This window comes from Siccibacter turicensis LMG 23730 (assembly GCF_000463155.2).
GTDB classification, from domain to species: Bacteria; Pseudomonadota; Gammaproteobacteria; order Enterobacterales; family Enterobacteriaceae; genus Siccibacter; species Siccibacter turicensis.
On record NZ_AWFZ01000005.1, the window covers coordinates 1 to 215 of the forward strand.

At 56.3% G+C, this 215-nt stretch carries 1 rRNA gene; it reads left to right on the top strand.

Annotation, left to right across the window (positions count from 1 at the left end):
* Nucleotides 1-215: ribosomal RNA gene (locus DW58_RS00770) — 16S ribosomal RNA — on the top strand; the annotation flags it as partial.

The following is a 215-nucleotide window of genomic DNA, read 5'->3' on the forward strand; positions in this document are numbered from 1 at the left end:
AGCAGCCGCGGTAATACGGAGGGTGCAAGCGTTAATCGGAATTACTGGGCGTAAAGCGCACGCAGGCGGTCTGTCAAGTCGGATGTGAAATCCCCGGGCTCAACCTGGGAACTGCATTCGAAACTGGCAGGCTAGAGTCTTGTAGAGGGGGGTAGAATTCCAGGTGTAGCGGTGAAATGCGTAGAGATCTGGAGGAATACCGGTGGCGAAGGCGG